21 protein-coding genes are annotated in these 20,809 nt (G+C 50.8%); 9 read left to right on the forward strand and 12 right to left on the reverse strand.

Annotation, left to right across the window (positions count from 1 at the left end; translation table 11 throughout):
- Nucleotides 1-6: 6 nt before the first annotated feature.
- The 4 genes from H6853_00340 to mnmD all read right to left on the reverse strand — a co-directional run bounded on the left by H6853_00340 (nt 7) and on the right by mnmD (nt 3,472).
- On the reverse strand, nt 7-324 hold the full coding sequence (locus H6853_00340) for an EF-hand domain-containing protein (protein ID USO03775.1): 318 nt from the start codon (nt 322-324) through the stop codon (nt 7-9).
- A gap of 91 nt (nt 325-415) precedes the next feature.
- A complete protein-coding gene (locus H6853_00345; GenBank protein ID USO03776.1) occupies nt 416-1,453 on the reverse strand; it encodes an undecaprenyl/decaprenyl-phosphate alpha-N-acetylglucosaminyl 1-phosphate transferase in 1,038 nt (345 codons plus the stop codon).
- Between the two features lie 16 nt (nt 1,454-1,469).
- Nucleotides 1,470-1,649 carry a Flp family type IVb pilin gene (locus H6853_00350; GenBank protein ID USO03777.1) on the reverse strand — a complete coding sequence of 60 codons (180 nt, stop codon included), beginning with the start codon at nt 1,647-1,649 and terminating at the stop codon, nt 1,470-1,472.
- 38 nt (nt 1,650-1,687) lie between these two features.
- On the reverse strand, nt 1,688-3,472 hold the full coding sequence (gene mnmD / locus H6853_00355) for a tRNA (5-methylaminomethyl-2-thiouridine)(34)-methyltransferase MnmD (GenBank protein ID USO03778.1): 1,785 nt from the start codon (nt 3,470-3,472) through the stop codon (nt 1,688-1,690).
- Nucleotides 3,473-3,499: 27 nt separating this feature from the next.
- Between mnmD and H6853_00360 the strand changes: the two genes are divergently transcribed.
- From H6853_00360 to H6853_00385, 6 genes are all read left to right on the forward strand, one after another.
- Complete coding sequence (locus tag H6853_00360; protein ID USO03779.1) at nt 3,500-5,533, forward strand: M3 family metallopeptidase; 2,034 nt, start codon at nt 3,500-3,502, stop codon at nt 5,531-5,533.
- Between the two features lie 336 nt (nt 5,534-5,869).
- Nucleotides 5,870-6,523 (forward strand): helix-turn-helix transcriptional regulator, encoded by a 654-nt coding sequence (locus tag H6853_00365; GenBank protein USO03780.1) that lies wholly within the window; start codon nt 5,870-5,872, stop codon nt 6,521-6,523.
- Between the two features lie 4 nt (nt 6,524-6,527).
- Nucleotides 6,528-7,730 carry an L-histidine N(alpha)-methyltransferase gene (locus tag H6853_00370; GenBank protein ID USO03781.1) on the forward strand — a complete coding sequence of 401 codons (1,203 nt, stop codon included), beginning with the start codon at nt 6,528-6,530 and terminating at the stop codon, nt 7,728-7,730.
- A gap of 42 nt (nt 7,731-7,772) precedes the next feature.
- Nucleotides 7,773-8,819 carry a GNAT family N-acetyltransferase gene (locus tag H6853_00375; GenBank protein USO03782.1) on the forward strand — a complete coding sequence of 349 codons (1,047 nt, stop codon included), beginning with the start codon at nt 7,773-7,775 and terminating at the stop codon, nt 8,817-8,819.
- A 213-nt stretch (nt 8,820-9,032) separates the two neighbouring features.
- Entirely contained in the window at nt 9,033-9,356 is a 324-nt protein-coding gene (locus H6853_00380; protein USO04550.1) for a hypothetical protein, read from the forward strand.
- A gap of 3 nt (nt 9,357-9,359) precedes the next feature.
- The gene (locus H6853_00385; protein USO03783.1) at nt 9,360-10,475 is read left to right on the forward strand and encodes a glycosyltransferase; all 1,116 of its coding nucleotides are present in this window, start codon (nt 9,360-9,362) and stop codon (nt 10,473-10,475) included.
- Between the two features lie 7 nt (nt 10,476-10,482).
- Here H6853_00385 and H6853_00390 read toward each other — a convergent pair whose 3' ends face one another.
- Nucleotides 10,483-11,358, reverse strand: coding sequence for a sterol desaturase family protein (locus H6853_00390; GenBank protein USO03784.1), 876 nt, complete (start codon nt 11,356-11,358; stop codon nt 10,483-10,485).
- A 176-nt stretch (nt 11,359-11,534) separates the two neighbouring features.
- On the opposite strand from H6853_00390, the gene H6853_00395 reads away from it, so the two are divergent.
- Together H6853_00395 and H6853_00400 are read left to right on the forward strand one after the other, a co-directional pair.
- Nucleotides 11,535-12,062, forward strand: a complete 528-nt coding sequence (locus tag H6853_00395; GenBank protein ID USO03785.1) for a hypothetical protein — start codon at nt 11,535-11,537, stop codon at nt 12,060-12,062.
- A 75-nt stretch (nt 12,063-12,137) separates the two neighbouring features.
- The gene (locus H6853_00400) at nt 12,138-12,920 is read left to right on the forward strand and encodes a 3-hydroxybutyrate dehydrogenase (protein USO03786.1); all 783 of its coding nucleotides are present in this window, start codon (nt 12,138-12,140) and stop codon (nt 12,918-12,920) included.
- A gap of 10 nt (nt 12,921-12,930) precedes the next feature.
- Here the strand turns inward: H6853_00400 and H6853_00405 are convergent, their stop codons facing one another.
- The 3 genes from H6853_00405 to H6853_00415 all read right to left on the reverse strand — a co-directional run bounded on the left by H6853_00405 (nt 12,931) and on the right by H6853_00415 (nt 14,885).
- The gene (locus H6853_00405; GenBank protein ID USO03787.1) at nt 12,931-13,818 is read right to left on the reverse strand and encodes a hypothetical protein; all 888 of its coding nucleotides are present in this window, start codon (nt 13,816-13,818) and stop codon (nt 12,931-12,933) included.
- A gap of 73 nt (nt 13,819-13,891) precedes the next feature.
- Nucleotides 13,892-14,407, reverse strand: a complete 516-nt coding sequence (locus tag H6853_00410) for a hypothetical protein (GenBank protein USO03788.1) — start codon at nt 14,405-14,407, stop codon at nt 13,892-13,894.
- A complete protein-coding gene (locus H6853_00415; GenBank protein ID USO03789.1) occupies nt 14,394-14,885 on the reverse strand; it encodes a response regulator in 492 nt (163 codons plus the stop codon). The genes H6853_00410 and H6853_00415 overlap by 14 nt, the downstream gene beginning before the upstream one ends.
- 349 nt (nt 14,886-15,234) lie before the next feature.
- Here H6853_00415 and H6853_00420 point away from each other — a divergent pair, with 349 nt between their 5' ends.
- Complete coding sequence (locus H6853_00420; protein USO03790.1) at nt 15,235-16,524, forward strand: nucleotide sugar dehydrogenase; 1,290 nt, start codon at nt 15,235-15,237, stop codon at nt 16,522-16,524.
- Between the two features lie 21 nt (nt 16,525-16,545).
- Here H6853_00420 and ccoS read toward each other — a convergent pair whose 3' ends face one another.
- The 4 genes from ccoS to ccoG are packed head-to-tail and all read right to left on the reverse strand — an operon-like array spanning nt 16,546 to nt 20,786.
- Nucleotides 16,546-16,710 (reverse strand): cbb3-type cytochrome oxidase assembly protein CcoS, encoded by a 165-nt coding sequence (ccoS, locus tag H6853_00425; GenBank protein USO03791.1) that lies wholly within the window; start codon nt 16,708-16,710, stop codon nt 16,546-16,548.
- 1 nt (nt 16,711) lies between these two features.
- Nucleotides 16,712-18,940, reverse strand: a complete 2,229-nt coding sequence (cadA, locus tag H6853_00430; protein ID USO03792.1) for a cadmium-translocating P-type ATPase — start codon at nt 18,938-18,940, stop codon at nt 16,712-16,714.
- Entirely contained in the window at nt 18,892-19,365 is a 474-nt protein-coding gene (locus tag H6853_00435) for a FixH family protein (GenBank protein ID USO03793.1), read from the reverse strand. Before H6853_00435 ends, cadA begins: the two co-directional genes overlap by 49 nt.
- Nucleotides 19,362-20,786, reverse strand: a complete 1,425-nt coding sequence (gene ccoG, locus H6853_00440) for a cytochrome c oxidase accessory protein CcoG (protein ID USO03794.1) — start codon at nt 20,784-20,786, stop codon at nt 19,362-19,364. The genes H6853_00435 and ccoG overlap by 4 nt, the downstream gene beginning before the upstream one ends.
- Nucleotides 20,787-20,809 lie beyond the last annotated feature (23 nt).

The following is a 20,809-nucleotide window of genomic DNA, read 5'->3' on the forward strand; positions in this document are numbered from 1 at the left end:
GTCCGGTTATTCTTCGCTCTCATCCTCCTGCCGTTCTTCCCATTTCTGGCGACGGTTTTTCATTTTTTCCTTCATCTTTTCACGGGACTTTCGCGCTTCGTCTTTTGTGATTTCTCCATCGCCGTTTTCATCCATTTTCTGGAAGTGTTTTTCAGCGCCGGACAAAAACTCGTCTTTGCTGACCACGCCATCGCCGTTTGTGTCTTTTTGCGCAAACATGTCTTTCCCCGGATGAGGGCCGCCATTCCGCCCGCCTTCCGCGAAAGCAGGAAGGGCCTGCAATGCCAAAACAGCCGCGCCTAAAAGGATAATTTTTTTATGCATGATTTAAGCTCCTTAATCGTTTGTTTGATGCACTTTGATGATTGGTTCGTGGAAGTAATACGCGGGAAAAAACGAAACCCTTCGAAAAAAATCAATTTTTGCGGCCATATTTTTTAAGGCCGCGAAAAGTATAAGCCAGCAAAATAAACACCCATAGCCCGAACAAGGCCGCTTCAGGAAGTCTCATCCAAAAACCGGCCAAACCGACCAACCCCAGAAAAGCCGCCACAACCAGAATAAGCGGCGTCGCTTTTTCCGGTGAAATACCCCGATCCAGAATACGGTGATGCAGGTGATCGCGATCCCCTTCGAAAGGATGCTGCCGGCGGCGCAACCGAACGAAAAACAGGGCAAAAAGATCCATCACCGGCACCGCCAAAAGCCAGATGATAGACACAGGCGCAAGTGCGGCAGGCTGACCGGTAACCGCGCTTTGCGACAGGGTGATGCAAAACCAGCCCAGCAAAAGCGCCAGCGCCAGCGCCCCGGAATCGCCGATAAAAATTGACGCTTTTCTTCGCCAGGGATGGCGCATATTAAACACCAGAAAAGCCAGAAGCGGCGCGAGCAGAAAAGACAAGACCACCACGTAATTCCACAAGCCCGCTCGCCCGCAGGCCAGAATCAGCAGGAAAACAACACCGGCGCAATAACCGCCGGACAACCCGTCCAGCCCGTCCATCATGTTCAGGGCATTCATCAAAACCATGAAGCACATAATGGTAAAAGGAACAGAAAACCACCCCGGGTAGATTTCCCCAAAGCCTAAAAGATTCCCCATGGTATGAAGCTGCACCCCGCCGACCACAACAATGAAGACGGAAACGGCAAACTGCAAAACGAAACGAACCCACGCCGGCAAAATGAAAGCGTCGTCCAGCGCCCCCATAACCAAAACAGCAAATAAACCCAGAAGAAGGGAAAGCGGCACGATGTCCTGAAAGCCCCCCAACCATGACAATGCGGCAAACACGGGCAGGATAACCAGCCCTCCGATAGGCGGAACGCCTCCTTCATGCGTTTTGAGCACGCCGGGCCTGTCCACAAAACCCGCGCGAAGAGCGATCTTCCGTCCTACAGAAAAAAGGAACAGGGAAAGCACAAAACCGGAAAGGAATAAAAAAGCCATCATCAGGCTTTAAAATCTATGGCCCGTCCAGCGCTCCGTCAAGGCTGGCGTATAATGCCTCCACTTCTCCTCCGAACGCGAAGACGGAAACGGCGATAACGAGCGCGATCCCGGCCGCGATCAGACCATATTCAACCGCTGTGGCCCCTTTTTGGCTCTCCAGCCAGTTTCGAAGAATACAGAATACAAAAGACATCCTGCTATTATAGCACAACATTCCTCCCGATTTCCCATTTATCTCGATTTGCGGGATTTTTTAGCGCAGCGGTCCAAAAACCGCTGTGCGGAAAGCGCGTAAACCGTATGAGAAGGCAGGGAAACAGGGCCGCCACGGAGTTGGTCGGCCAGCAAATGCGCCGCCGCCAAAGACCCGATAATGCCGTGAGAGCCTAAAGCCGTGAGCACATATACATGTTTTTGCCCCGGCACGGGGCCAACAACAGGGAAACGGTCTGCCGCAGAACAGCGGAACCCCGCCCGGCCGCCAAGCACAGTCCACCTGTTAGCGGGTAAAGACGGAACAGCCCCTTCCAGACGTTCCAGATTATACCGGTGGTCTTCTTCCCGTATCTGCGGATCATGAAGCCATTTCTGAAAGGTGGCCCCCACAACATGCACCCCTTCCACCGGCGCGCAGATATGGCCCCCGTAACAGATATTCGTCTTCAGGTTTTTGGAAATTTCCGTCTGCCGCACGGAGGTTCCCTGCCCGCGGACGGTATGGACGGGGAGCCATTCCAGAACATCGAATCCCCGCACCGCCTCACCGCACGCCAGGATAACCGCATCGGCATCCATATGGCCCGGATCTTCAACAGGCCCGCTCATATCCTTTTCGATACCTTCCGCATAGGCCGCGCAGAGCTTTCGCATATCGACGCTGCCCGCATCCGGTAAATAAAGCGCCCCCTCCCCTAAGGGAATGCCGGAAACATCAGACGCCTCCGCCGCCGTCAAAAGACGCATATGGTCCGGGTGCCACAGCCAGTTCTGCGCCGTACGGGGCAGCCGTTTTTGCTTGACCTCCGGGTGAAGCAAGTGAAGCCCCCCGCAAGGATAATGGCCGACATCCTCAAATCCCTTCATCGCCCGAACGACTTGCGCAAACCCTGAAACAAAAAAACCGGATTCCGCATCGCGCTGCCCTGTAAATCGCGGGTTATACAGGGAAGGAAAAACGTCCGGCGCCTTTTCCGGCGATACGTCTTGCGACGGCTGCCAGCCGTAGAGAGCAGGCGTGAAGCCATATTGCTTCAAAACCCAGGCGCAGGCCGTTCCTGCCAGCCCGCCCCCAACAACAGCGATTTTTTTGGGCCGCGTTCCGGCAGGGAGAGAGGTCCCTGTCCCGGTAAAACGCCCTGCCAGCATATCGCGCTTCCGGCCAAAACCGGGACGTTTTTGAACATTGAACCCCGCTTCGCGCAAGCCCCTCTTGACGTCCCCTGCCGCCGTGAAGGTCGCAAAAGAAGCGCCGGAAGCGCTCAATCTGGCCATCTCCCGAAAAACCGTTTCGCTCCACATCTCCGGATTTTTGGCTGGCGTAAAACCATCCAGAAACCATGCATCCACACAGGCGTTCACCTGCGGCAGTCCCTCGTTTACGTCATCAAAAACAAGCGTCAGGGCCACACGGCGGTCAAAAACGATGCGGTGAAACCCGGCGGCGCGCAGCGGGTACTGCGCCAGAAACTTGTCCATATAAGGCCCCAGTTCCTCGGCCCACGGCAAAAGCGCTGCCCTGATTTCCGTTGGTGACAACGGGAATTTTTCAATCGACACGAAATCCAGAAAAGTGCCCGGCGCTGCTGTCTCATCGAACAGCTTCCAGACAGCCAAAAAATTCAGCCCTGTTCCAAAACCGGTTTCCCCGACCGTAAAATGATCCCGGCCCTGTCCAAGGGCTTGAAAAGCCCCGGGAAGACCGTTACCTTCTATAAATACGTGCTGCGTTTCCGCCAGCCCGTCATGGTCAGAAAAATAAACGTCATCGAACTCTTTTGATCTCAGCGGCTGTTTCATTCAAAAATTTAAGTTTAAAGGTAAAATATGACCGACAACCCTCTCTTACAGGATTTTGATCTCCCCCATCAAGCCCCGCCTTTCGACCGGATTGACGAAGACCACTATCTTCCCGCCGTAAAGGCCGCCATCGCGGAAGCCCGGAAAAATATCGCCGCCCTGAAAGAAAATCCGGAAGCGCCCGACTTTAAAAACACCATTGTCGCGCTGGAAACTTCTTCCACGCATTTGGGGACCGTCACAAGCATTTTTTACAACCAGCTTTCCGCCGCCGGAACGGACGGGCTGGAAAAACTCGCCGAAGAGATAGGCCCCTTAAGTTCCAACTTCAGCAGCGACATTGCACTGGACCCCGATATTTTTGCACGGGTCAAAGCCGTCTATGATGCCCGGGAAGGATTGGGACTGAACGTGGAAGAAGCGACTCTTCTGGAAGACACGTATAAAAGTTTCGTGCGCGGCGGCGCATTGCTGAATGACAGGGACAAAGCCCGCCTGCGAGAGATTAACGAGGAAATGTCCGTCCTTGGCCCGGCCTTTATGAACAATGCCAAAAAATCCGCCGATTTGTTTTCACTTGTTATCGAAGACGAAAACGACCTCGACGGATTGCCGCAAAGCGCCGTTGCAGGCGCCGCCCACATGGCCGAAGAAAAAGGCATGCCCGGCAAATGGCTCTTTACGCTGGATTACCCCAGCTACGTTCCTTTTGTCACGTACGCCGACAACCGCGATTTGCGGGAAAAAATCTGGCGGGCCTTTTCAAACAAAGCCTACGGCGATGAATTTGACAATTGCGGAAATATTTTAAAAATTGTGACTTTGCGCGACGAGCGGGCCAGGCTTCTGGGATATAAAAACCATGCCGCTTATGTTCTGGAACGCCGCATGGCGGAAAATTCCGAAACGGTCATGGATTTTCTGGACCGGCTCCTGAACGTCTACAAACCCGCCGCCGAAGAAGACCTCAAACGCCTGCGCGACTTCGCCAAAGAGACGGACGGTCTGGAAAACCTGCAGCCCTGGGATATCGGTTATTACAGCGAAAAGCTCAAACAAAAGCTGTTCGCTTTTTCTTCCGAGGATTTGCGCCCCTACTTTCCGCTCGAGAATGTCTTAAAAGGCACCTTCGCCCATTTCAGCAAATTGCTGGGGCTGCGTTTCGAACCCTCCAAAGCCTATCCGGTCTGGCATGAAGATGTCGGGGCTTATGAAGTTTATGATAAAGAAACAGATAAATTCATGGGGATATTATATGCCGATTTCTTCCCCCGCAGCGGGAAAAAACAGGGCGCATGGAAAACCGCCTACCGCAACCAGGGGTTGGAAGACGGAGAAGTAAAACGCCCGATTGTGGCCATTGTCTGCAACTTTACCAAGCCCACAAAAGACACGCCCTCCCTTCTGACCTTCGAGGAAGTCTCCACCCTGTTTCACGAAATGGGCCATGCTACCCATGCCCTGCTCTCCGATGTCACCTACGCGTCCCACGCCGGCACCTCCGTTCTTTGGGACTTTGTGGAGCTCCCGTCTCAGGTGCAGGAAAACTGGGCCTATCAGAAAGAAGCGCTGGACCTCTTTGCCGCCCATTACAGAACAGGCGAAAAAATCCCGGCCCAACTCATTGAAAAATTAAATAAAGCCAAGAACTTTATGGTCGGCTGGAGCGGGCTGCGCCAAACCGGCTTTTCCCGGATGGATATGGCATGGCACATGACGGACCCCGCCGCGATCAAAGATGTCGCCGAATTTGAAGACAAGGCTACCGAAGACAGCCGTCTGTTCCCGCGCCTGGCAGGGCCGATGTCCGCCTCCTTCAGCCATATTTTTGCCGGCGGATATGCCGCAGGCTATTACAGCTATAAATGGGCGGAAGTGCTGGACGCCGACACCTTCGCGCTGTTCGAAGAAAAAGGGCTTTATGACCGGGAGACCGCAAGGCGCTACGTGAAGGAAATCCTCTCGAAAGGCGGAAGCGAGCCGCCGCAAACCCTCTACCGGCGTTTTCGCGGACGCGATGCCGACCCGGACGCCCTCCTGCACAGGGAAGGTCTTCTCTAGACCCCTCACATCCAAGGCCCCGGAATCACAAACGGAGCGCCCTGATTGCTCAGAAACGCTCCGCCGTGTGTGTGGGGTACACATCTCTTTACCACCATAAAGAGAATTTTTGTCGCACAAACAAGAACAAGGAGACGGGAAGTTTTTGCCCTTGCCTCACGACCAACTTAACATATTTATAAGCTGTGGTTTGATATTTCTCAAAAACAGGGAGCGCTGTCAAGAAAAAAATCCGTTCTTTTCAGCATTTTTTTGTAGACTTGTTCCATAACTTGGGTTAAACCATAGTCACTATTCATAATATAGCGTGTGGGAAGAACAAAGCAGCCTGTCAAGATGAGCATTACAACAGCACAGATACGTGGCGCCAGGGGCATACTGGGCTGGAGCCAGCAAGACCTTGCCGAGCATACGGGAATCTCGGCGACATCCATTGGCAGTATTGAAAACGGCCAGTCCACCCCGCGCGAAAAAACCCTCTTAACCATCCGCAAGGCTTTCGAAAGCTCCGGGATTGAGTTTTTGGGATTGGAAGGAGTTAAGCAAAGAAAAGGAGACGTGAGAGTACTTCATGGACACGATGGAGTCATGGCATGGTATGATGATCTGTATCAAGTCGGTGTAACAGATAAACGCCCTTACTTACTGAGCAATGTCAATGAAGATGCCTTTTTAAAAATTATCGGCCCTGAGTTTTTGGAAAAACACAAAAAAAGGGTAAAAGAATTAAACCTGCACTACAAAATATTAATCAAAGAGGGAGATACAAATTTTATTTCTTCTGATTGGGGAGAATATCGCTGGGCTCCAAAAGAAACTTTTGGCTATGTACAGTTCTTTGTCTACGGCGACAAATTGTCTCTATTGCTTTTTGAGAAAGAAGAGCCTGAAATCATTATCATTCATTACCCCGCCGTTGCTGAAGCATATAGACTGCAGTTCCAACTTGCATGGGATAGTGCGAAAATTATAGAAGAAGGCAAAAGATAGAAAAATGAGTGCTCAAACCCCACTACTTTCGGATTTAGGAATCGGAAAATTCGGTTTGCGTATTATGAGCAAACTGGGCTTATCTCCTGCACCGTCTGCCATGCCTTCTTATCAAACGGAATCCTCGCCGTTATTAACTTCCGGTAACATGAAATCGGAAGGTATTGGCACCCCCTCCGATATCATAACCTTCAGTAGAGAGGGGCAGCCATCTCTGGAAGAGCGTTTTTACAACCTTTTCAAAGGCAAAACGCATGGGGATTTCAACCCTGAGCTCTACACAAACGGCGGGGCAAAAGCCTTTCTTGAAATGGCTCACGGCACAAAGGGATACCAACAAGAAACCGGTGATCTTGCCGTCCTCAAAGACAATAAATCAAAAATTTCTGAGTTTTTAGAAAATGCAAAAACAATTGTTTTGGTGGGACCTGGAAGCTGCGACAAAGAATTAGAGCTTCTTAGGCTTGCCCCCAAGGTAAAAGAGGTCTTTATTTATGAGTTATCGCCAGAATTTAATGAGCACGCTTATTGGAGGGTAAGCCAATTCGCCGCACAAGAATTAGGCCATAGCGTTGATATCAAAGCATATAACTGTGACTTCAGACGCCCGCCATTTGAACCAAGCCATGGCCCCGCATCTGTTATATGCATCGGTGGTTTAACAAACCCAGAAAACATGCCAAAGGAAAGTTTTCCTTCAGGTCATTACGCTGATTTCCTTGAAAGCCTGAAACGGTTATCCGACCCAAGAAAAGAAAATGATCCTCGAAGTAAAATATTGATGAGCTTTACAACGGCAAGCAGCGAAGACCAAATGAGAGGCATCTATGACAATGCAGCCTTTCACAAGTGGATACTTCACCCTCTGAACCGCCTTCAAAGAACAGGAAACGTAGAAGGCTTAAAGCCTGAGGCGTTTAAGTATACAGGAACTTACTACGAAACATCGGGACTGTTTGCGCATCATATTGAGGCAACGGAAACACAAAGTCTTTCTTTACGCTTTACAGACAGTCAGACAGGCAAAGAAAGAAAAGAAAAAATTTCTGTTTTTGAAGGCAGCCGATTTAATTTGTTAACATCGACGGGGATGCGTACCGACAACCTGTCTACCGTTGCTCGTGATGTGGGGCTGGATACCGACCAGATCTTACAAGCCAGAGATCCCCAGATTTTTCAGAGATGGCAAATTTTTTCCCTTAGTTAATTTTCTAATTGCACTGAAGTAAACGATATAAAGAGGTTTCCTGTGTTGCACCCTCACAAAATCGAAGGGCGGATTGCCAGCAACCTGGAAGCCGCAGCAGTATGGTCCCTTATTTCGGGAGAACCGGAACAAGCTTTCATCTCGACAAGCCTTCCTTTCAAAAAATTTAAAGATACCCTCACCGCTGACCAGCAACGGGCCAGAAAAAGAGGCCACATAAGACTTTTGAATTGCGGGCTCTACACACTTGACGATGATCCGGGCGGATATGTCATGTTCAATCCGGCCTTCGACGGTGACGGCCGGTACGGGTTTTACATGGAAGATATTTTTGTCGAAAAAAACGCCAGAGAGCACGGAATCGGCTCTGTTATCATAAGAAGTCTGGCAAATAAGGCTTTAAACGAAGGCGCCAAGTTCATTAAATGGGAAACGGACAAACGAAATACCCGCATGATGGAGTGGACGGAAAACAATTTCGGCGCCGCACGGATAAATGAGGTGAACCTTGACGCGACCCCCTTGCTCTCCAGCGAACTGAGCCTGCCGTCCGGAGCCGAAAACGCTTATATTACGCGCCCCATAACATTATACGATGCCGGCGCCATCCGGAATCTTGGCATTACAACAAATGAGGCCGCTGTAAAAAGCGAAGGAGGACTGCCTCTTGTCGGCTTTCTGACATGGGAAAAAGAGGAGGCAAGAGCCGCTGTTGCCGTCACATTCGCCACGCTGAACTACTCAACGTTCAACACCTCCTGGGGTATTAATCTGGAACAGATGAACCACAGAAGCCACCTTACAGACGAGCAGCTTTTTCAGGTCGTGGCATCCACGATAAAAGCCGTGCGAAGATATGAAATACCGGAGGGTGAATTTCCTGCCAAGAAAAGCAGCGAGCTTGATACGCAAATAAGACATCTGCGCTGGCATTCAAATCCCGAAAACAGGGCCCACGCCGTCCTGACAGATCAGTTTAACCTGAGCGTACGCACAATGTCCGAGGCAATCCCTCCTTCGACAATGGTGCTGTATTTAATGAATCAAGACGCCGTTCAAAAAACGGGGCTGCAATATCAACCAAAATAGAGGGCGGAGGGCGCATATCCGGGAAAGCTGCGCGGACGCCCGTCATATAAAATTATGGGAATATCAGCCTGCCTGACATCTTCTGCCGCTTTACCCCTGCGTGAAATCGCGTAAAATGCTCCGTGGAACAGGAGCGGAGTGACGTGAATGAACACAGATATAAACCTTGACGGGACCTACCAGATATCGACCGTTACAAATTACCGGGGACCTTTGGAGAAAAAAAGCGACGGCACCACCCAAATCAGGCAAGGGCGCACAGAGCGTTATGACAGCGCGAACTGCAAATGGACAAGTTATTTCAAAGCGTTAAGCGAAAACGAGGTCGAAATGACCTCGGTCGCCGACCCGACGGAAGCCGATGCGAATTTTGTGCTGACCCGGCCCGACGGCTCTCCCACCCGGGAACCCGTGACCTATAAAACCGTCCTGAAACTTTCGCAAAAGGGCGATAAGATACAGATGTCCGGCCAGATCAGCTACGGAAATGAAATTATTTTTATCACGATGCGCCGCATTGAAACGCCGGCAGGCTAAGCTATGCCTTCCCTAAACCGCCGGAAAGTAGCGTTCGTCCTACCGTCTTTCAATGCCGGCGGCGCGGAGCGTGTCCTGATCACATTGATGAACGGGTTGGACCGGACACGATTTGAGCCGATCTTTATCGGTCTGCAAAAAAACGGACAACTGCGGGATCTGATCGCCCCGGATATCCCCGTTCACACCATAAAAAATTACCGCGGCTTTTTACGCTCCCTGCCGTCTCTTCTCCTGCTCTTGCGGCAAGCACAGCCGGACATCATCCTCTCCACCATGGCGCATATGAACTTCGCCGTTCTCCTCCTGAAACTCTTTCTGCCCCGCCACATAAAAATCATCGTACGGGAAGCCATTACCCCCTCTTACATGTTTGACACAATGAAGCGCGGATGGCTGGTGAAGATTTTGTATAAATGGCTCTATCCAAAAGCGGATAAAGTTATCTGCCCGGCCCAGATCATAATTGACCAGTTTCGTGATCTTGTAAGGATAGACACCGAAAATTTTGTACGGCTTTACAACCCCGTTCATATAGAAAAAATCCGCGCGGCAAAAGACTTGCCGGAACGGGAGGGAAAAAGCGCCGTTCGTTTTATCTGCGTGGGCCGCCTGCACCCACAGAAAGGGTTCGACCGCCTGATCGACTCTTTAGAAGCAAGGGGTAAAGATATCCCCTTTGAATGGACAATAACGATTCTGGGTGGCGGACCGGAAGAAGAAAACCTCAAAGCGCAGATTCAAAAAGCAGGATTGGAAAAAAATATTTTTTTGAAAGGATTTGCAAAAGAGCCGTGGCCACATATCGGCGCAGCCGACTGCCTTTTGCTGCCCTCCCGGTTTGAGGGCCTGCCCAATGTCGTTCTGGAATCTTTATGCGCAGGAACACCCGTCATCGCCACAAAAGAATCAGGCGGCATTCAGGAAATCGCAAGCCTTGTTCCTGAAAATATCGTCACAGTGGTGAAAAATATGGAAGACTTCGTAGAAGCTATGAAGAACGTTACCCCCACTCCAACCCGGTTTTACCGCCCCTCCCTTCTCCCAAAAATTCTTGAGCCCGCAAGCGTCCTCAGGAAGCTGGACGAAATCCTGGAAGAAAAAAAACATCATAGATAAATCCTATCTACGCTTTTTCTTCGCGAAACGTTTTGAAAGGCCATGCGAGCTGCTTTACGAAGCTGGCAGGGATATCCTCCTTAACCCCGATATCCGCCGGCGGGCGGCGCGGCGGATTAATGTAGGTGCCAAAAACCTGATCCCAGATCATGAGATTCTCGCAAAAATTCCTGTTCCCTTCCTCAAGGTTGCGGCTGTGATGCCAGCGATGCAAGCCCGGCGTATTGAACACCCATGAAATCGGCCCAAAACGCATTTCAATATTGCAGTGAGTCAAAAGGCCGATATAGGCCGTCAGCGCGGAAAGCCACGTGATCACTTCCAGCGGCGCGCCCAGAATAAACAGGATAGAAACCCCCAGAAGAATACTGAAAACAGAATCCACAAAGTGAAAACGGCCCGTGTTGATAACCCAAAGCCGCGTCACGCTGTGATGGATCGCGTGAAAGCGCCACAACGGATACCATATGTGCGCCAGGCGATGCGCCCAGTACAGACCGAATTCCGCCGCCACCAGCCCCAAAGGCACCTGCAGGAAAAGCGGCCATTCCCGCGGCCAAATGCTGTAACCGGGTTGATCCAGCCCTGTTATCATAGAGGTAAGGCCAATCACCCCGCCAAAAATAATGAGTCCCTGCACCACGCCTTTGCTAAGCAACGTATGCGCAATATTGGCGAATGTCTGGCCATCCGCCTCCAGCCACGTGCGCTCATGCGGCATGAGACGCTCCAGAACCAGCAAGGTGAGTGCCAGAGACAGATAAACAAGATTAAAGGTTATAACGGGCTTTCCCGTCGAAAAGCCGTAAACCGTCAACCCCACGCACAGCCCCATCAGGGCAGGCCATATAAGATAAGAAAGAATCTCACGCACGGATTTCATGGTTTTTATCCTTATGACGAAGACGCCAAAAGTGCAAGAAAACAATCCACAGCCTTTTGACGAGAAGTCTTTTCAAAAAAAGGCAACTCCGTTAAGAATGGAAAGGTATTCCCCCACTGTGTCTTTTACGTATTTTTTTGTGCCCTTGTTTTAACGTCAAGAGACAACTTTGATCTATGGAAATACGTGGAGACTATAGCCCGCGCGCTTTCTTACCGGGATACGCTCACCCTCCGCCTCCGCCCGCCCCCGGCCCGGAAGAGGAACGGATCAAGCTATCAAAAGCCCTGACAGTCCGGCAACAGAGCTCACCGCCGGAAAATGGCGGAACACAGCTTGTCTCCGAAACATTGGAAGAACTGGAAAAAGGAATACGGCGGACGCAGATATTTGAGCGCGCCGACGGACGGCGCTTTACCCGTATCGAAGAACTGGTCACCACCCCGCGCGGAACGCAGCGGAACGTTATCCAGCAAAACCCTTCCGGAAACACCACCTTTCTGGAAGACAATCTAGAACGCACACATAACGGACTTTTCCAGCGCATCCTGCGCTTTACCGATGAAGCCGGAGAACAAAGCACCAAAATAGAAACCGGCATACGTCCCAGCGATCCTTTTACCCTGTCCGGCGGGGTCCTGCCAAACCACCGGCCCGGACCTTTCGAGTCCTTGCGCGGAAAACATCTTGATTTACAAGCATAGCTCCACAAGACCCCTCGACTTCGTTATGGATGAGGGGTAAATATGAAAGGGCGAAACGGGAAGGGAAGGCGTGACATGCTCGAAGGAAAAACAGCCATTATCACAGGCTCAACCAGCGGTATCGGACAGGGAATTGCCCGCGCCCTGGCCCGGGAAGGCTGCCACATCATGCTGAACGGCTTCGGAGACGCAGGCAAGATAGAGGAAGACCGCGCGGCGCTGGAAAAAGAAACCGGAAGAAAAATTCTTTATAACGGTGCGAATATGACCAGTCCGGAGGAGATTGAAGCGCTCGTCAAGGAAACAAAAGACAAGCTCGGCAGCGTGGATATCGTCGTTAACAATGCAGGTATTCAGCATGTCTCCCCCATCGAGGACTTCCCCGCCGAAAAATGGGACGCCATTATCGCGATCAACCTGTCTGCCGCTTTTCACATGACAAAACACGCCGTTCCATACATGAAAGAGGCAGGCTGGGGCAGGATTATCAATCTTGCCAGCGCCCATGCGCTTGTCGCGTCTCCCTATAAATCCGCTTATGTCGCCGCCAAGCACGGCATCGCCGGTCTGACCAAGACGGTCGCCCTTGAAATGGCCGTACACAACATTACCTGCAACGCCATCTGCCCGGGTTACGTCAAAACACCGCTGGTTGAAGGGCAAATCGCCGATACCGCCAAAGCACGCGGCCTTACAGAGGAAGAGGTCGTCACAAATGTCCTGCTCGCCGCCCAGCCCACTAAAAAATTTACGACGCTTGAACAGATCGGCGCTCTGGCTGTGTTTTTATGCTCGGATGGGGCCGCCAACATCACCGGCGCCGCCCTCCCGGTCGATGGCGGATGGAGCGCACAATAACAAAAGAAACCTAAAACAGTTCCAAAAGCATGCAGCGGGCGGATCCCCCGCCATAATATTCGATCGTGGGAATATTGGGCTGGATAACCGTGCGGTAATACTTCCCGATGTGCTTTCTTTGTGCGGGGCTTAAGGACCTGAACCCTGCTGCCGACATGACCAGCATTCTGCGCCCGCCTTCGCCAATAACCTCCAGCGCATTGCCGCAAAAAGCCGCCATCTGCTCATTGGTAAATTCGATAACTTCATGGGTTTCTTTTAATTTCTCAATCACGGACTTGTCTTTCAGGGCATCGGCACAAATTCCCGCCATCCCCGTCCCGATCCACATCACAACATCCGTATGATAAACGGGTTTCCCTTCATCCTCCGTATCAAAAGCAAAAAGCTTGTACCCCATTGTCTCGCACCACATAGAAGCCAGCCGCTCATCGCCGCGTGCAGAACGCCCCAGATAAGCGATGCCGTTGACACGGTCAAGGCAAAGGGACCCTGTACTTTCCAGAAACTTTCCATGCTGTTCGTGCACGGAAAAATCCATGACGTCACTATAAGACTTACGTAAAACATCGATCAGATCCTGACGCCGTTCCCCCTGCCTGTTCTTGGCCAGCATGGGATACAAGACCATCCGCCGCTGCCCCGCATGCGTCGAGACCCAATTGTTGCAGAAAATATCGTCCGGATGCCCTTTAGCCCCCTTCCCGGTCGTAACGCACACACCATGGGAGATCAAAGTATCCCGGAACGCCCGGAACTCGGCCTGCGCCTTCCCCTGCAAAGGAGACGCGTCACTGGGGTCCTCATGCTGGTAGGCATTGGTTTCCTTCGTTTCCGGATTGGCGTGAAACTCCGCAGGTTCCAGCATAAAAAGGTGATTTGTAGATTGCTTTATCATGGCTTTTAGATCGTCTCAAAGAATCGTTAATGAAATTATAACCTGCCGAAAGAATTCCGGAAACGCTGTTGTCCTAACTGTATTTTTCAATGGCTTCCTGAACGACTTTTTTAAGCTCTACCGCCGCTTCATCGTCATCTCCCTTCAGATTTTCACGAAAAGCCACCGCCATCACATCCACATGCGCCTGAACAATCGTGAAATGCTCTTTCTTGCTCAAATCCGTTGCAAGAATATAGTCCCGCAGGGATTCCCCGAAATACTCCATCAACACATAACCGAAAGTTCCCGCCAGATCCTTGATTTGGTTGGCTGTATTAGACATTTTCTTTACATGGACACTGCGGTCTTCGCCTTCGGGAAGAGCCTTTATCTCCTTCCATTCCTTATACAAAACGCTCATGACGTTTTTAATTTCCTGCGGATATAAGGAAGCCATCGTCTGCACGACCGAATTGGCGCTGTTTACACGATGCTGGTCGATTTTCCCCGGCCCGTCATTCAAACCGGCCCCAGTCTTGAGCTTCAAACGGTTCACCCTTTTGAAAACTTCAACATCATGTTCTTTTTTTTCTTCAGATTTGCTCATTGTGCACCTTTATTTCTTCCGCTTGCGTTTTACGTCTTTCTTCCTTTTTCCACGTTAATTCTTTACGTCTTCGATCAGGGCCAAAGAAATGGGGGGCTTTGATAAAAGGACGCGGATGGTCGATCACCGACAAAATTCGCTGCGCAAGTTTTTCACCGGAAACGGGTTTGACAAGCGCTTCATTTGCCCCGAAATCCCGCGCCATTTTGACGACATCTTCGCTTGTAAAAGCGCTCACCATGGTCACAGGCATGAACCTTATCTTATCTTCTTTATGATTCCTGATCCAGTTCAACAGACTTTCGCCATCCCCCTCCGGCATCATCCAGTCCGTCAAGACGATATCGGCCATTTTCATATCTGCCGTTTTGGCCGCCGCCATAACGGATAAAAGCCCTCTGGCCTCGCTGCCGCTTTCACAAACAATGATATTTCCAACCCCAAAAGCACGCAACATGCCGGTAATCAGATGCTGCATAAACTCATAATCTTCAACAAGAAGAATAGTAAATGCCTTAAGGTCATAAGCCTTAGTCGGTCTAACTTGTTGGGGTTTCGACATGGTAAAACTTAAAAACCTTGAATAGTTTTGAACACAAAAAACGACCAGAACGGCAGTCAGGAACAGAGCCGTAGAAATGATAGACGACTCTACCGGGTTTCACAATATCCATCAAGCGTCCGGCCGTCTTTTTCTACATAAAGACCATAAAAAAAACCCGAAATAACGCCATTATTTAAAATCCGGGATTGCCCTGCCCCCTTTAAAAATCTAGTATCGCCGGGAAATCCGGACAATTTCCGGCCGGAGCCAAAACAGGACAATCATGATAAAAAACCTTAAAGAAACATCACTCGCTGTCATCGGTCTGGGCTATGTGGGCCTGCCTCTGGCCGTGATGCTTTCCCAGCATTTTAAAACCATTGGCTTTGACCTCAATGAAGAGCGAATTAACGAATTAAAGAAAGGCAGGGACAATAATCGGGAAACAAAACAGGCCGATCTGAAGTCCTGTACATGTCATTTTACATCCGACTGCAACGACATTTCAGAATGCCAAATCTATATCATTACCGTTCCCACCCCCATTAATAGTCACAATGAACCGGATTTAAACGCCGTCAAAAGCGCAACTCAAAGCGTTGCAAAACATCTTAAAAAAGGCGATATCGTTGTATATGAAAGTACGGTCTATCCGGGCGTAACCGAAAATATTTGCGGTGCACTACTGGCAGAAAAGTCCGGACTGACCTGCGGACAGGATTTTTATCTGGGATACTCCCCCGAACGCATTAATCCGGGCGACACACAACATACAATCGAGAATATAACCAAAGTCGTTTCAGGACAAACGCCTGAAGTCACCGAAATTCTGGCTGAAATTTACGCCCGCGTTACAAAAAACAACGTTTTTAAGGCAAAAGATATAAAAACAGCCGAAGCCTCCAAAGCCATTGAAAATGCACAACGGGATATCAATGTTGCCTTTATCAATGAAGTGACAATGATCCTGAATAAAATGGGTATATCGGCCTGCGATGTTCTGGAAGCCGCCGGTACAAAGTGGAACTTTTTAAACTTCACCCCCGGTCTGGTAGGAGGGCACTGCATTAGTGTCGACCCCTATTATCTGGCGCATTGTGCGCGGGAGATAGGCCACGAACCGGAAGTCATCCTTGCCGGACGCCAGACAAATGACCGCATGGGCGCCTTTATCGCAGACAGGGTTGACGCCTGTATCGGAGCGAAGAAAAAACCGGCAAACATCCTGATCCTCGGCTTTACCTTCAAGGAAAACATCAACGATATCAGAAATACAAAAGTGATTGATGTCGTTAAGACACTGGAAAAAAAAGGGCATAATGTCGATGTGCACGATCCTTTTGCGCAAATTGATAAAGTTAAAAAAGAATACGGGCTATCCATTAAGCAAACACTTCCTGCCAACAAAAAATATGATTGCGTGGCCCTTATGGTCGAACACAAAACATACAAAGAGATGACAGCCGCGTCTTTGGAAAGACTGCTGATTGATGACAGTGCCAGCATCTTTGACGTTAAGGGTTGCTGGAAACTCCTGGATTTTTCACCAAAAATATCCTACGAAACGCTATAGCTTAAAAAAACATAAACCTTTTTATTCTCCGGAAGGTTCATCCTTTATATCGTCATCCAGCAAAATGCGGCGGGCCGCGCCGTCCATATCCTCGTATTGCCCGCTTTTCAGCGACCAGATAAAGCCCGCCAGCCCCAGCAACCCCAGAAACAGGGCAACGGGAACAAGGTAAAGAAGGACGCTCATTCTAACCTCTCCATCTTAAACGAAAAGAATTGGCAATCACAATCAAAGACGAACCCGACATGGCCAGCGCCGCAATAAAAGGCGTCACCAGACCCGCCATCGCCAATGGAACCGCGATTATATTATAAAGCACCGCCAGGGCAAAATTCTGTTTGACCAGTTTTTGCGTCTGGACCGCTGTCTTATGAGACTGCACCAACGGAGATAAACGCTCGCCCATAAAAATAATATCCGCCGCATTTTGCGCCATATCAATAGCGGTGGAAGGCGACATTGAAACATTGGCGCTTGCCAGAACGGGCGCGTCATTCAAACCATCTCCCACCATCAGGATAGAATGGCCGTCTTTCTTAAGGGACTCCAGTATCTCGTATTTTTCGGACGGTATCTTTTCACCCCAGTATTTTTCAATCCCGACCTCCCGCGCCACACGCGCGGCGACGGCCTCCCTGTCACCGGACAAAAGAAACGGAGATACGCCTTGCGCCTTAAAGGTGGCAATAACCTCTTTTGCGTCCACGCGCAGCACATCCGCAAAGGACAGGCGCACAGGCGCCTCCCCTTCGCAAGCCAGCCATAGCTCCAGTTCTTCGGAAGAAGGCGCCGCCCTGTCCCCGCACCATTTCCGGCTCCCCAGCCTGATTGTCTTGTCCCCTAAACGCCCTTCCAGCCCTTTTCCCGGATATTCGCGGACCTCTTTAATATCTGGCACATCCCCCTCATAGGCAGATGCCACGGCCAGGGAAAGCGGGTGGCTGCTCTGCACCGCCAACGCTGCAGCAAGCCGCAAAGCCTGCGGCGGCACCTCTTCTTTATTTTGCAAGGCCGGACGCCCCAATGTCAGCGTGCCGGTTTTATCCAGAAGAACCGTATCTATCTTCGCCAGACGCTCCAACGCATCGCCGGCCTTGACCAGAACGCCTTCTTTCATAAGCCGCCCCGTCGCCAGCACCTGCACCACTGGCACCGCCAGCCCGAGAGCGCAGGGACATGTGATAATCAAAACCGTAATCGCCACCATCAGGGCGTCCTGCCAATCCGCCCCCAGACCAAGCCACCAGCCCAGAAATGTCGCCGCAGACAAAGTGTGGACAACCGGCGTATAAAGCTGCGCCGCCTTGTCCGCAAGACGGACATATTCCGCCTGCCCCTGCCCCGCTTTTTCCATCAGGCGAACAATATCCGAGAGCAGGGAATCTTCCGCCGCCTTGGCCACGCGAATGACCACAGGTGCAGAAAGATTGAGCGTCCCGGCATAAACTTCCGTATCTTTCCCCGCATGCCGCGGCAATGTCTCTCCCGTAACAAGAGACGTATCCACGTCCGTTTCCCCTTCCAGAAGAAAACCGTCGACCGGAAATTTCTCTCCGGCCGCTACACGCACACGCAGCCCCTCCCGCAAGTCGGAAATGGAAACCCGGCGAAGAGTGCCGCCCTCCTCCAGCACGCTCGCAAAACCGGACAAGGTCGTCAAAAGATCCGTTGCCGTAGACCGCGCGGAGCGCCGCGCCCTGAAATCAAGATACCGGCCTATCAGCAAAAAAAACATCAGCATCACGGCAGAGTCAAAATAGACATGCTCCCCGTGCCGGAGCGTTTCAAACAGGCTCATCCCGCAGGCCAAAACAATCGCCAGAGAAATCGGCACATCCATATTGGTATGACCGGCGGAAAGCGCCTTCAACGCAGACCGAAAAAAAGGCCGACCGGAAAAAACAACCGTCGGCAGCGCAATGACGCCTGTCACCCAGTGCATCAAATCCCGTGTCGCCAGCCCCATCGTCTCTATGGTCGTGCTCCAAAGCCCGACCGACAAAAGCATAATATTGCCCATGGCAAACCCCGCCACACCCAGACAAAGAAGCAAGAAGCGCTCTTCCTCCTTCGTTCCCTCCTGCGCGCTGCGCGGGTTGTAGGGATGCACCCCATATCCCAGAGCCGCCACATCCCGTGCAAAATCATTCGCACGGACAGCAGGGCCTTTCCATTGCACAATCAGCCGGCGTGTTGAAAAATTCAGGCGCGCCTGAATAATATCCGTTTCCCGATTCAGACGGGATTCGATTTTCTGGATGCAGGCGGCGCAATGAACGCCGTCAACAGAAAGAACAAGCTCATTGTCCCCTTCAGCCGTCTGGCGAACAAGGGACTCGTAACCGGCCTCTGCGTTTTGGTCGCTCTTTACGGCGCCATCAAATGATAAAGAGTCTGATAATGCTGGCTGTCCCATTGCGCGTCCAGTCTGGCCGTCCATTTTCCTGACAGCGGAAAGTCTACCACAGCCTCATAAAGCCCGCTGCCTTTTTCCTGCAGGGGAAGAGAAAAATCATACCCCTCCTGAACGGGACGAACAAAGCGGGCATTCGCTTTTACTTTCAGGATAGGTCGCCCCTGCTTATCGCGAAGCTGCCAGCGCAGACGCCCTGCCTCAAAGCTGACATCCTGTTTGAGGGAAAGATTCTCCTGGCGCCGCGCCTCTGCGATTTTTTTGTTATAGGACAACCCCTTTTCATAGGGAGACTTTGTCACAAGCCCTGTATGGGTCGTCACAGCCGTGTAAACAAAAAAACCGTTCACACACACCACAACCAGGAAAACCAAAACAAAATACCATGGAATCCATTTATCACTTTTTCGGGGCGTTGACGCACTCATCCTCGAGGCCTTTTGCTAATAAATATGCTTTCGTATGTGTCTTCCATCTTACCATCACGGCTCTTCAAAGCAAAAGAAACGTTTTTGCGCTCTTCTTCCTGCTTTGGCGCGCTGACAAAAACATGATAGGCGCCTACACTATCCGCCGGAACATACAGATCCTCCGCAGAGACCTCTCCCGCGCCCTTCACAGAAAGGACAGCCCCCTCCAGCCCGCTTACAGACAAAGCATAATGGGAATGTTCGTGTGTCTTGTTCAGGATTTTGATCTCGTAACCATTGCGGACGTTTCCATCCGAAAGTTGAACAAAGAGAGGGTTACGATCATGTAAAACATGCAGCTCCAACGGAGAAATTGTAAGAAGAGCATAGAGCATGGATATCCCGATCAGCGATAACACCGCCCCATAATAAAGCGTACGGGGACGCCAGATATGAAATTTCTCTTCCGGCTGCCCCTTCGCCAAAAGGTCAAAATTTCTTTCGGTATCGTAACGAACCAGCCCGCGGGGCAATTCCACTTTATCCATAATTTCGTCGCACGCATCCACGCACAGGCCGCAGGCTATACACTCCATCTGCAACCCTTCGCGAATATCAATCCCCATCGGACAGACCTGGACACAGGCCGTACAATTGACACAGTGGCCTTTCCCTTCCCAACTATCTCCTTTTTTGTGCTTGCCGCGCGGCTCGCCACGGATCGGGTCATAGCCGATAATCAACGTCTCCTTGTCAAACATAGCCGATTGAAAACGCGCATAAGGACACATGAAAGTACAAACCTGTTCACGTGCAAACCCGGCCATCACGTATGTACTGAGGGTCAGGGCAATCATAAACCCTAAAACCATCGGAGAAGCCTGTAGATGTAAAAAACCGGTCAATAAACTCGGCGCATCATTAAAATACAAAACAAACGTGCCCGCCGTAAAAAGACCTATTAAGATCCAAATAAAGTGAGTTAGCCCCTTTTTCCAGATTTTTTCAAAAGAAAGCGGGGAGTCATCCAGTTTTTGCCGCGCAAAGCGATCCCCCTGCACAATCCGCTCGACCCAGATAAAAAGATCGGTCCAAACCGTCTGAAAACAAAAATAACCGCACCAGACACGGCCAAACATGCTCGTCACCGCAAAGAGAATAACGGCGAGAAAGACAAGAATGCCTGTCAAAATATAAATATCTTGCGGCCAGATTTCGATAAAAAACCAGTAAGCACGGCGTGCAGGCAGATCAATCAAAATGGCCTGATCTGGCGCATTCGGGCCACGATCCCAGCGCAGAAAAGGCGCGAGATAATAAAAGGCCAGACAGGAAACGAGAGCCGTCCACTTTAAAGTTCGGAATTTCCCGGAAACACGTTTAGAATATATTTTCTTACGCGCAGCAAAAAGCTGGACCGGTTTTTCTTCAGAAGACACCGCTTTTCCCCTCTAGAAACATG

The organism is Rhodospirillales bacterium, from assembly GCA_023898765.1.
Lineage (GTDB): Bacteria > Pseudomonadota > Alphaproteobacteria > Micavibrionales > Micavibrionaceae.

What these genes read in the sequence shown, in the direction of transcription:
- H6853_00405 (USO03787.1), bottom strand. Translation starts at nt 13,818, where the DNA reads ATGATAAAGCAATCTACAAATCACCTTTTTATGCTGGAACCTGCGGAG.
- H6853_00420 (USO03790.1), top strand. Translation starts at nt 15,235, where the DNA reads ATGATAAAAAACCTTAAAGAAACATCACTCGCTGTCATCGGTCTGGGC.
- H6853_00395 (USO03785.1), top strand. Translation starts at nt 11,535, where the DNA reads ATGGAAATACGTGGAGACTATAGCCCGCGCGCTTTCTTACCGGGATAC.
- H6853_00390 (USO03784.1), bottom strand. Translation starts at nt 11,358, where the DNA reads ATGAAATCCGTGCGTGAGATTCTTTCTTATCTTATATGGCCTGCCCTG.
- H6853_00365 (USO03780.1), top strand. Translation starts at nt 5,870, where the DNA reads ATGAGCATTACAACAGCACAGATACGTGGCGCCAGGGGCATACTGGGC.
- H6853_00340 (USO03775.1), bottom strand. Translation starts at nt 324, where the DNA reads ATGCATAAAAAAATTATCCTTTTAGGCGCGGCTGTTTTGGCATTGCAG.
- H6853_00435 (USO03793.1), bottom strand. Translation starts at nt 19,365, where the DNA reads ATGAGTGCGTCAACGCCCCGAAAAAGTGATAAATGGATTCCATGGTAT.
- H6853_00350 (USO03777.1), bottom strand. Translation starts at nt 1,649, where the DNA reads ATGTCTTTTGTATTCTGTATTCTTCGAAACTGGCTGGAGAGCCAAAAA.
- H6853_00400 (USO03786.1), top strand. Translation starts at nt 12,138, where the DNA reads ATGCTCGAAGGAAAAACAGCCATTATCACAGGCTCAACCAGCGGTATC.
- cadA (USO03792.1), bottom strand. Translation starts at nt 18,940, where the DNA reads ATGGGACAGCCAGCATTATCAGACTCTTTATCATTTGATGGCGCCGTA.
- ccoS (USO03791.1), bottom strand. Translation starts at nt 16,710, where the DNA reads ATGAGCGTCCTTCTTTACCTTGTTCCCGTTGCCCTGTTTCTGGGGTTG.
- H6853_00385 (USO03783.1), top strand. Translation starts at nt 9,360, where the DNA reads ATGCCTTCCCTAAACCGCCGGAAAGTAGCGTTCGTCCTACCGTCTTTC.
- H6853_00360 (USO03779.1), top strand. Translation starts at nt 3,500, where the DNA reads ATGACCGACAACCCTCTCTTACAGGATTTTGATCTCCCCCATCAAGCC.
- H6853_00345 (USO03776.1), bottom strand. Translation starts at nt 1,453, where the DNA reads ATGGCTTTTTTATTCCTTTCCGGTTTTGTGCTTTCCCTGTTCCTTTTT.
- H6853_00370 (USO03781.1), top strand. Translation starts at nt 6,528, where the DNA reads ATGAGTGCTCAAACCCCACTACTTTCGGATTTAGGAATCGGAAAATTC.
- H6853_00415 (USO03789.1), bottom strand. Translation starts at nt 14,885, where the DNA reads ATGCAGCATCTGATTACCGGCATGTTGCGTGCTTTTGGGGTTGGAAAT.
- mnmD (USO03778.1), bottom strand. Translation starts at nt 3,472, where the DNA reads ATGAAACAGCCGCTGAGATCAAAAGAGTTCGATGACGTTTATTTTTCT.
- H6853_00410 (USO03788.1), bottom strand. Translation starts at nt 14,407, where the DNA reads ATGAGCAAATCTGAAGAAAAAAAAGAACATGATGTTGAAGTTTTCAAA.